Origin of the sequence: Streptomyces corchorusii, assembly GCF_001514055.1 — a bacterium.
Lineage (GTDB): Bacteria > Actinomycetota > Actinomycetes > Streptomycetales > Streptomycetaceae > Streptomyces > Streptomyces olivaceoviridis.
The window spans coordinates 23,182-32,362 of sequence record NZ_KQ948362.1 but is presented as its reverse complement, the minus strand read 5'-3'; the positions used below and the strand labels follow the sequence as shown (position 1 = coordinate 32,362).

At 68.8% G+C, this 9,181-nt stretch carries 8 protein-coding genes and 2 pseudogenes; 3 read left to right on the top strand and 7 right to left on the bottom strand.

Annotated features, from left to right (window positions below; all coding sequences use genetic code 11):
* Positions 1–118: 118 nt before the first annotated feature.
* Positions 119–304, bottom strand: coding sequence for a hypothetical protein (locus tag AQJ11_RS28865; RefSeq protein ID WP_159061697.1), 186 nt, complete (start codon positions 302–304; stop codon positions 119–121).
* A gap of 591 nt (positions 305–895) precedes the next feature.
* On the opposite strand from AQJ11_RS28865, the gene AQJ11_RS50415 reads away from it, so the two are divergent.
* Positions 896–1,255, top strand: coding sequence for a hypothetical protein (locus tag AQJ11_RS50415; protein WP_059265107.1), 360 nt, complete (start codon positions 896–898; stop codon positions 1,253–1,255).
* Between the two features lie 100 nt (positions 1,256–1,355).
* Positions 1,356–1,508 carry a hypothetical protein gene (locus AQJ11_RS49320; protein WP_159061696.1) on the top strand — a complete coding sequence of 51 codons (153 nt, stop codon included), beginning with the start codon at positions 1,356–1,358 and terminating at the stop codon, positions 1,506–1,508.
* Here AQJ11_RS49320 and AQJ11_RS28855 read toward each other — a convergent pair.
* Positions 1,493–3,448 carry a YncE family protein gene (locus tag AQJ11_RS28855; RefSeq protein ID WP_063807698.1) on the bottom strand — a complete coding sequence of 652 codons (1,956 nt, stop codon included), beginning with the start codon at positions 3,446–3,448 and terminating at the stop codon, positions 1,493–1,495. The two genes, AQJ11_RS49320 and AQJ11_RS28855, sit on opposite strands and share 16 nt — an antisense overlap.
* A gap of 486 nt (positions 3,449–3,934) precedes the next feature.
* Positions 3,935–4,339, bottom strand: coding sequence for a winged helix-turn-helix transcriptional regulator (locus AQJ11_RS28850; RefSeq protein WP_041664925.1), 405 nt, complete (start codon positions 4,337–4,339; stop codon positions 3,935–3,937).
* A gap of 145 nt (positions 4,340–4,484) precedes the next feature.
* Between AQJ11_RS28850 and AQJ11_RS28845 the strand changes: the two genes are divergently transcribed.
* Positions 4,485–5,357 (top strand): SDR family oxidoreductase, encoded by an 873-nt coding sequence (locus tag AQJ11_RS28845; RefSeq protein ID WP_079082443.1) that lies wholly within the window; start codon positions 4,485–4,487, stop codon positions 5,355–5,357.
* A 28-nt stretch (positions 5,358–5,385) separates the two neighbouring features.
* Here the strand turns inward: AQJ11_RS28845 and AQJ11_RS28840 are convergent.
* From AQJ11_RS28840 to AQJ11_RS46440, 4 genes and pseudogenes are all read right to left on the bottom strand, one after another.
* Positions 5,386–5,640: pseudogene (locus tag AQJ11_RS28840) on the bottom strand (transposase); the annotation flags it as partial.
* A 158-nt stretch (positions 5,641–5,798) separates the two neighbouring features.
* Positions 5,799–6,595: pseudogene (locus AQJ11_RS28830) on the bottom strand (winged helix-turn-helix domain-containing protein); the annotation flags it as partial.
* Between the two features lie 274 nt (positions 6,596–6,869).
* Positions 6,870–8,192, bottom strand: coding sequence for a hypothetical protein (locus tag AQJ11_RS51310; protein WP_244218382.1), 1,323 nt, complete (start codon positions 8,190–8,192; stop codon positions 6,870–6,872).
* Between the two features lie 97 nt (positions 8,193–8,289).
* Positions 8,290–8,799, bottom strand: coding sequence for an epoxide hydrolase N-terminal domain-containing protein (locus AQJ11_RS46440; RefSeq protein ID WP_107120897.1), 510 nt, complete (start codon positions 8,797–8,799; stop codon positions 8,290–8,292).
* Positions 8,800–9,181 lie beyond the last annotated feature (382 nt).

Sequence of the window (9,181 nt, the reverse complement as noted above, 5' to 3'; positions counted from 1 at the left end):
GGTCGGACAGGACCTTCTTCGGATCACTCATTGTCTGCTCCTTCGGTGAAGGCCACGGCTGGAACCGGGCCGGCTTGTGCGGGGGAAGGCGGACCGGGCACCGCCGGTTCGACCGCATTCATCCGGTTTCTTGGGATGCCGCAACGCTAGAACCGGTGCACCGGTGGCGCTTGTCCGTCAGCGCACGGCCGGTGTCGCCGCGACGCACTGCGTACGGCACCTCCCACGACGAGGTGGCCAGCGGTCGCAGCAGCGGCTGCACGTAGGAGATGTTGGCGACGCCCACGCCGGCCGCGATCGACATCCATGCCACGTGCCTGCTGCTGAGCCCGGCCCGGTCAGAGGTGTCCGCGGTCTTCGGACCAACCCTGTCGAGGCGCTTCGACGCCTGTCTCACATCCGCTCTGGGCAGGTCAACAGCCCGATCATGCGCCTGTCGCCGTTCCACTCGCCTGGCCGACACGCTTCGCGGCAACCGGGCCCCGCAGGAAAAGCAGAACCGAACGCGGGCCACGCCTTCAGAATCCCCTGGTCCTGGCCCGCCAGGCCCTGTGCTGCCGGAATCCGTGAACAGTCCGACCCTGCCGCGATATCCGGGCCATGGAAGCGGCAGGCGCCCGCTGCCGGCGCGGATCAGTTCCGCGCGCTCGTGTAGGCGTTGATCTGCTTGTAGTCGTGGTCGAGGAGTGCGGCGAGTTGCGGGCCTGCCCACAGGGTGAGGGTGAGGGTGATCTCGCGTGCGTCTTCCGCCTCGTGGTCGGGGCGGAGTATCCCAGGCAGGGCACGGCGAGGTGGGTGAGCCGTTCCCGCTCTGCCCCCCGGCGGTCCCGTCCGGGCGGGGGGTGAAGTCGTCGGCGACGGCCGACAGGATTTCGATCGCGGTGGGGCCGGCGGGGTGCGCGTGCTGCTGGGTGCGGGCGACCTGGTCGCCGAAGTCGAGCAGCCAGTCGCGGCGCCGGTTGGCATCGCTGCCGAATCGCTGGAAGAGGTAGGCGCACAGTTCGACCGCGAGGTGTTCGGTGAGCCGCAGGGAGTCGATCGGGTCGGTTACCGGCAGCATGCACTCTGGCTCAGCCCGGCGGAACTGGAGGAACTGATCAGTGAGCTGCGCGCGGCCATCACTCCAAAACTTGCCAACCAGCCGAGCCCCGAACGAGCGCAATACCTGCTCAGCCCCATCCACTTCCCGCTGGAAGCCCGTCAGGCGGAACCCGAGCGGCCCACAACAGTAACCGAGCAGGCGACAGACACATGATCGGCCGGACAGCTCCGAGCCGGCCGCCGCTGAGCTGTCCCATTGGTGGCCCGCGTTCACCGTGCCGTGTCGGGCCGTACGCCGCCGGCCGGGCGCTCGGATGCCGCCGCCGTACTCGCACCGCCCTGCCGACGACGTCGTCAAGGCCGCCGGGATACCCGGCCGTGACTTCGGCTTCACCCTGGACCTGCTGGTCCCGGGCATCGAAGCCATGGCCGAGCGGGGTGGATCCAGGCGTCAGTTGCTGAAGTAGAGGTACTTCCAGCCGCCGTACGTCGTGGAGTTCACCGAGTCGCCGGACGAGCCGTTGACGTAGACGGACCGCATACGGGCCTTGACGCCGGCCTCACCGGGGGCGCCGAGTTCCACGACGGACTTGCCGTTGGTGCCGAGTGCGAAGTACTGCGAGTCCAGCGAGTGCCAGGAGCCCTGGTAGTAGGCCTGGAGGTCGAAGCGCTGGTGGCGGCCCGGGTAGTAGGTCATGGTCGTCGTGAGAAGCGGGTTCGTTTTCTTGTGGAACCAGTAGTACGTCGTCGAGCCGATCTTGCCTGTCTTGTAGTGGCGGGAGACGGCCGTGGAGACGCGGACCTTGGCGTATGCCGTGACCTTCTCGGTGCGCGGCTTGTAGTGCGAGTCGCCCTTGAAGACCGCGTAGACCGTGGTGTCGCGGGTCATGTCGACCACGGCGGAGATGTTGCCGTGGGAGTTGACCGTGCCGGACTTGATGAGCTTCTTGGAGCGGTCCGAGCCGAACGGGTCGGCCCAGATTTCCACCGTGCGGTTCTTGTAGGTCGATCCCAGGTGCGCGGTGAAGGGCACGTTGGCGCCGTACGCGTACATCTTGCCGTTGTTGTTCAGGCTCAGCGACGGCGTGGCGAGCGAGACCGCGACCTTGTCGTAGGCGCTCGCCGGGGTGTGCTCGGCGTCGCCCGCGTAGGACACCTGGTAGGTGACGGTACCGCCGGAGGACGGGGTGTCGGAGAAGGAGTACGTGCCGTCCGCCTTGACCGTGACCGCGGGCAGTGTCTTGCCGTTCGGGTACTCCATGTCGGTGCGGGTGACCTTCAGCTGGGCCCCGGCCGGGAGCTTCACTGTCGCCGTCACCTTGCCGGACACCGTCAGCGGCTTGGCGCGGGTGGCTGTCGACGGCGCGTTCACCGTGATCGCGGGCACACTCAGCGCGGGGTTGGTGAGCACCTTGAGCGTGTCACCGCCAGGGCCCGATACCAGGGCGAAGAGACGGGAGGCGTCCGGGGCCCAGGCGACATGGGGCGCGTCGAGCGCGTAGGTGCGCACCGCCTTGCTCTCGCCGGGCCGGTACACCGACACCCGGTAGTCCCCGACCGGGCCGACCTGGGCGACCAGGCCGTTCGGCGCGACGTCGGCGCGCTGCCCGTACGGATAGGAGGCGGTCTCGGTGAACGCCCCGTCAGCGTACGAGTACCGCTTCGTCGCGCCTCCCAGGACCGCCGGCCCACCGGGCAGGAGGTCGACATCGTTGACGTAGACCGTCGGGCCACCGCTTTGGGAGGCGATCAGCCGGGGTGCGGGTCCGGAGACGTCCACGACGGCCAGCAGCTGCTTGCCCGAGTCGTAGAAATCCCGCTGACCGACCGCCAGCAGGCCCGGCGCGGAGGGGTCGGTGTCGAGGATGGCGGGGCCGGTGACTCCGTGGTTGTGCAGCGGGAGCTGCCCGAGCGACACCGGGTCGTCCCCGCTCGCGGGGTCCACGGCGGGGTCGATCGACCCCAGGTCGGACTCCGTCTGACCGTCCCACTCGCCGTACGTGAACCAGACCTTGCCCCCGGTGGCCTCGACGTAGAGCGGGCCGGAACCGGCGGCCACGGGGTACCGGGCCTTGACGTCGAGGGTCGCCGGGTCCAGAGCCACGATCTCGTGGCTGACGCGCGCAGCCGCGTACAAGGTGGAGCCGTCCTCGGACAGGGCCAGGTCGGCGACGCCGTCGATACCGCTCACCGAGTCGACCAGGTTGCCGTTGTAGTCCGCGGCGACGACCTTGTCCCGCGTGTCGTCGCCGATGAAGACGCGGTGGCGGGCCCCGTCCACGACCATGCCCCAGGACGAGCCGACGGTCACGGCCGCCGCGGAACCGGCCGTAACCACGACGGTCAGTGCCGCCGAACTGAAGACGACCGCAAGCGCTGTCGCGATGGAGATGCTGCGTGTACCCACAGTGCTGTGTACCCCCACGAGGAAACCCGGCCAGGGGCCGAGTGATGTCGAGAGCGCCGCGCAACGCCCAGACACGCCCCGGAGGGCGATGGCGTCCGGGGCACGGCCGCTGCAGGGCAGCGTATGGCATGGCTGCGACAGACGAGAACGCGGTTTCCGCAGCGGCCGTTATGCCGTCGGCCCTGACCCCTGGATCGTCCAAGTCCGCACCGATCCCGTCGGCTTCTGTGCTTCCCGCCACCCTGACCGACCTCGCCGGTTCGCGGGTACCTGCGTCACCGGCCGCCCCTGACCACCACGCTGTATCCCGGCCCTGCCCTGCCCCACAGGCGGGGCCGTCCGCACACCCACCCCGCCCCGGGCCGCCGGGGGTTGTGCCGCTACTGAGGTTGAACTCGTGGTGTCGCCGGGTTGCTCAGGTGAGTCTGATTGTCGGGCAGGTCTCGGCGAGGCAGCCGTCTATGACCAGACTGTCGGCCGCCGCGATTACCGGGTGCGCTCAGTGCGGTCGTCGTACTCTTCGCGGGCGGTGATGACTTCTTCGATGTGCAGCACGGACCACTCCGTGAGCGCCTTCAGCGGTTCCCGCAGCGTCTGGCCGAGCGCGGTCAGCTCATACTCCACGTGCGGCGGCACCTCTGGGTAGACGGTCCGGCTGACCAGCCCGTCGCGTTCGAGGGTGCGCAGCGTCTGGGTGAGCATCTTCTCGCTCACGCCCGCCAGCGCCTGCCGGAGCTGGCCGAACCGGGAGGTCCCGTTCCGGCCGAGTTCGCCCAGCACGAGGACCGCCCACTTACTGCCGATCTGGTCAAGCAGGTCCCGCGACGGGCACCCGCGTTCGTACGGATCGAATGACGGTGTGGGCCCGCTCACGTTCTCGACAGCAGCCATAGGGCTCACCTCAATGCTATCGGTCGGGTAAGTACCATACCAAGAAGTGGCTACTCCCCAACAGAGAGTGTGCAGGTCATTCTGTGTTCCATCCCGCCGCGGACGGAACTGCGGCAGGCGTGTGAGGCACGCGCGGAAGGAAGGAATGACCATCATGCCGATCGTCGTCACTGGAGCCACGGGCCAGCTGGGCAGGCTCACCGTCGAGGCACTGCTGCGGCGCGGGATCCCGGCCGCGGACATCATCGCGACCGGCCGGGACATCGCCACGATCAAGGACCTGGCCGACGGAGGCATCACGGTACGCCGCGCCGACTTCGCGGATGCCGACGGCCTGGCCGAGGCATTCGCGGGGGCGGACAGGCTGCTGCTGATCTCGGCCTCGGTCCCTGTGAACGAGCGGGTCGCCAACCACCGCCGCGTGATCGACGCTGCGGCGTCCGCAGGCGTGTCGCTGGTGGCGTACACGAGCACGACACACGCGGACACGGCCACCACCGTCATCGGTGCCACGCACGGCGAGACCGAGGCATATCTGCGGGACCGCGGAATCCCCAGCGTGCTGCTGCGCAACGGCTGGTACCTGGAGAACTACACCAGCCAACTGCCGCAGATCCTGCACAACGGCGCCGTCGTCGGCGCCGCAGGCGAGGGGCGGATCAGCGCCGCATCCCGCGCCGACTACGCCGAGGCCGCAGCGGTCGTCCTCACCACTGAAGGCCACACCGGCGCCGTGTACGAGCTCGGCGGCGACGAATCCTTCACCCTGAGTGAGCTCGCCGCCGCGATCTCCGCTGCGGCCCGAAAGCAGGTTACCTACGCTGACCTCCCGGTGACCGACTTCGCCCAGGTACTGGCCGCCGCGGGCCTACCCGCCGAGCTTGCGGAGGTCCTCGCCGACGCTGACCGCGGCATGAACCGCGGCGAGATGTACACCGACTCTGGCGACTTGCGCCGCCTGATCGGCCGGCCGCCCGTGACCCTGGCCGAGGCACTCGCGGTCGCCCTGCATGACTGAGGTTGAACTCGTGGTGTGGCCGGGTTGCTCAGGTGGATCTGATTGTCAGGCCGGTCTCGGCGAGGCAGCCGTCTATGAGGTGGCTGCGGTAGGCCGCGCCGGATCGCTGGACGAGGTGTTCGGGGGTGCTGAAGGCGACGTTGGAGAGCCAGCCGCGTCGCCGGAGGGGCCAGATCCCCTCGACGGGATTGAGGTCGGGTGCGTAGGGCGGCAGGTAGTAGATGGCCAGCCAGTCCCGGGCCTCGGCGAACTTTTGCAGGTCGGCGGCCTTGTGGACGTTGGTGCCTTGTGCGGCAAGGCCCCTATCGAGACACGCTCGCCGGTCCGGCGGCAGCAAGCACCGCCCGGAGCCACAGGCCGACAGATCCTCAACAAGGCAGGCTGGCCAGTTGTCCCACGGGTCAGGCCCATGGCTCCGAACGGCGCCCCATGAGTCTCACAGTTGTCCCAGACGAGCACGATCGGGCCGCCGAGCTGCTGGTGTGCTGCGATCAACAGGTCCCGGTAGACGCGCCAGGAGAAGCTCTTGCGCCCATCGCGACGGCCGTCGTCATGGCGGGGCCGGTAGATGAGCCTGGAGCGGTGACCGGGTTTGTAGCAGGTCAGCGCGGCGATGGAGATCCGTCTGCGGGAGCGGCCGCAGACCCGCACCACCGGGGTCCGGCCGCGCTGTGACCAGGTCTTCGCGTGCGGCGGCGTCATGGAGAATCCGGCTTCGTCCTCGAAGACGAGCCAGGCTCCACGAGCCGCCGCGAGTCTTCCGCGCAGGGCCACACCTCCTTGACCCACCCGGCCACCGCCTCGTCGTCCCGCTCCATGGCGCGTCGGGCCGGGACCTGCCATGACCAGCCGTTACGCGCCAGCAGTTTCCGCACGCCCTGGATCGTGTAGGTCATGTGGAAGCGCCGACCGATCACCGACTTGATCCGCGCCAGTGTCCAGCGCTGATCCTCCCAGCCGTGCGCGGCCGGCCCCTTGGCCAGCTCCGCCTCCAGTTGCGCGAACTGCTCCTGGCTCAGCCTCGGCAACGATGCCGGCCCCTGCGACCGCAGGGCCCGCGTACCGCCCTCCTCCCACTTCTGCCGCCACCGTTGTACCGAGCGGATGTTGACGCGCAGCGCCTTGGCGATGACCGAGCTCGCCTCGCCCTGGGCGAACCGCTCGGCCGCCTTGAGCCGTAACTCCACGCGGAACTGCTGCCGTTCGGCAGTCAGCCCGCCTCCTTGTGGATACCGCATGCCCCGGTGATACCGCACGGACGACGAGCCATCAGCCCCTACGACACCACGAGTTCAACCTCAGTAATACACGAGTAGGTCCAGGTCAAAGGCCTATAGCGTGGGCGCCCCCCACGCGAGAGCCAGTGCCCCCAGCCCTTTCGGTCCAATATCAATGGCAGGAACGTAGTGGTTGTCCAATTTCCTGGCAATCGGAAGGTCAGCGTCAGAGGAAGGCCCGCTCCGATCGGTGTCATGGTCACCGAGCGTCACGATTTGGCTGTCACGCGCCCTGTCATGTGGCCTTGTCACGGCCGCCGTCCGCGTGACAACAGCCGCCCGAATGCCCGGAATGATCGTCTGGTGGGGTGTCAGGATGCTCCGGCTTGTCGTCTGCCTCGGCGCGGCTCGCGGCTGCCGGGGCGGCGGGAGAGGTGCGGTCGTCGAGGGTGATGGTGACCGGCTGGCCGCTGGGGGTGAGGGCGGTCAGGCTCTCCTCGATCCGCTCGTACAGCGTTGCGGCGAGTTCCTGGTCGCCGTCGCCGTCGCTGGCGGTGTGCTTGATGGAGTCCAGGCTGATCAGCAGGGCGATAAGGGAGCGGCCGGACAGGGCGGCGCGGATCCGCTCATCTCCCTCGTCGGCGACTTTCGGTGGTACCCGGAAGTGCGGGTGACGTCCCGCGTGGGCGGTGATGAACTCCCAGATGTCGCGGTGGCACAGCAGGCTGGCGGAGGAGACGCGGGCCGCGGTCTTCAGCAGGGTGCTGTGCTCCTGGCTCACTTCGGCGACTGCGGTCTCGGCAGCAGTGTCCGGCTGTGGCCGTAGCTCTTCCACGGCGGCGTGCAGGTCCGCGATTTCCTGCCGCAGCGAGGCGAATGCGGACCGGGTTTCGGCCAGGGCGGTGTCGAGCTCCTGTTTGATCTCTCCGGCCGCTTCGCGTAGGCGGTCCGAGGCGTCCTGCTGGTCGCTGACCGGGCTGTCGTCGGAGCTGACGGGGGCGGTGAGCACGGTGAGCGCCGGGGCGAGTTCCTCGCTGAGGACCTCGCGGACGGCCTGGCGGACTACGTCGACCGGCAGAGCCGGGCTGGGCGAAGAGCCCGGCTCCTGTTCGGCGGAGCGCTGCGCGGGGATCGCGGCGTGGAGGGCGCTGTCTTCCAGGCGCCCGTCCGACTCGGTGAGGGTGGTGACGGGTGCGGCGTCAGGGTCTCGGTGGTCGCCCGCGTGCACGGATGTCTGCTGCTCGGCCGATGTGGGGGAGAGCTGGTTGGTGAGCGGGGGCGGTTCGGGCGGGGTCAGATCCGCGAGCACGACGCGGACCTCGCGTAGTTCGGTGCGCAGTTGGGCGACGACGTCGTGGACGGTGCTGTTGAGCGACTCTCCGCTGGAGTTCAGCTTGTTGTAGACGTCACGGAAGTTGGCGCGCATCCGGCCGAGTTCGTCGACGACCTCCTTTGTCGTCTTCTCATGCGCGGCCCGGCCGACCGACTCCAGCTTCTCGACGCTCTTGTCGAGCGCGTCCCGGATGTTCTTGTCTGTGTGGACGACGGCGGTGTGGAGCATCGTCAGGGTGTTGGTGAGATCCGGGTTCGGCTGGCGGGCCATCATCCCCCACTTCATCGCGTTGAGTAGTCGTACGAGTTCTCTGCGTATGCTGCCGTGGGTGGGACGTGCCGCGCGTGAAGATCGGGTCAACTGACTTAAGAGCAGCGGTTGTTCAGGCCGAAACCAGTCGATCGGGGCGAACAGGGACGACCATCGCCACCACCGCCCCCGACCGGCGGACCGGCGAGCCGGTCCGCGTCCTCGACCTGACACCTTGAACTCGAAGACGGATTACCCGCCCATGCCAAGGTCGGCCCGGCGGGTCCGGACGAGGCGCTGCCAGCGGGCACGAACGGCTTCGGCCCCGTCGAGCCAGCGCGCGCAGGAGGGGCCGGGTAGGGGCAGGCGGTGCGTCGGTGCGCGCGGCTCGCAGATGGACCGCCCGCACCGGTGCGTCGGCCAGGCCTGCCAGGGCCCAGGGCAGGGCACGGATCCGGGCTTCGTGCTCGCGCCAGTCGTAGGAGCGGGCCCAATGGGAGATCAGGTCCGCGAGGCGGTCACCGTCGACACCGCGGGCCCAACCGAACCCGGCGGGGACATCGACCCGGCGGTAGCTGCGCAGGCGTGCGCGCAGGTCTTCGAGTACCGACTGCTCCACGACTGGGGGAGTGGCGTGTTCCATGCTGATCATGCTCGGTCGTCCTCTCGTTCGCTCGAAGCGACACTGATGCGCGTCCCGGCGATGTTCCCCGGGACGCCTTCTCCGGGACAACTGCCCGGTGGGCGTGAACGGCGACGAATGACCTCCCGGAGCGGACCGAGACCTTGTGCCAGCAGTGCGTTCGCGGGCGAGGACAGCGTCCTGGCCCCGGTCATTTACGAGTTGGTGCGGGACAGCGGGTGAGGCGTGTCCGGCAGCTGGCATGATCCGGCTGTGGCGTTCATGGTCGATCGAGCGGTGCCGGCGCATCAGCTGTTCACGGGTATCACTCGGCGTCATCTCGCGCGGTTGATCGGGGGTCGCCCGGGTCCGTGCCGCACGGTGCCCGAGTGGAGGTGGGTCA

What these genes read in the sequence shown, in the direction of transcription:
- AQJ11_RS49320 (WP_159061696.1), top strand. Translation starts at nt 1,356, where the DNA reads ATGCCGCCGCCGTACTCGCACCGCCCTGCCGACGACGTCGTCAAGGCC.
- AQJ11_RS28850 (WP_041664925.1), bottom strand. Translation starts at nt 4,339, where the DNA reads ATGGCTGCTGTCGAGAACGTGAGCGGGCCCACACCGTCATTCGATCCG.
- AQJ11_RS51310 (WP_244218382.1), bottom strand. Translation starts at nt 8,192, where the DNA reads ATGAAGTGGGGGATGATGGCCCGCCAGCCGAACCCGGATCTCACCAAC.
- AQJ11_RS28865 (WP_159061697.1), bottom strand. Translation starts at nt 304, where the DNA reads ATGTCGATCGCGGCCGGCGTGGGCGTCGCCAACATCTCCTACGTGCAG.
- AQJ11_RS28845 (WP_079082443.1), top strand. Translation starts at nt 4,485, where the DNA reads ATGACCATCATGCCGATCGTCGTCACTGGAGCCACGGGCCAGCTGGGC.
- AQJ11_RS46440 (WP_107120897.1), bottom strand. Translation starts at nt 8,799, where the DNA reads ATGGAACACGCCACTCCCCCAGTCGTGGAGCAGTCGGTACTCGAAGAC.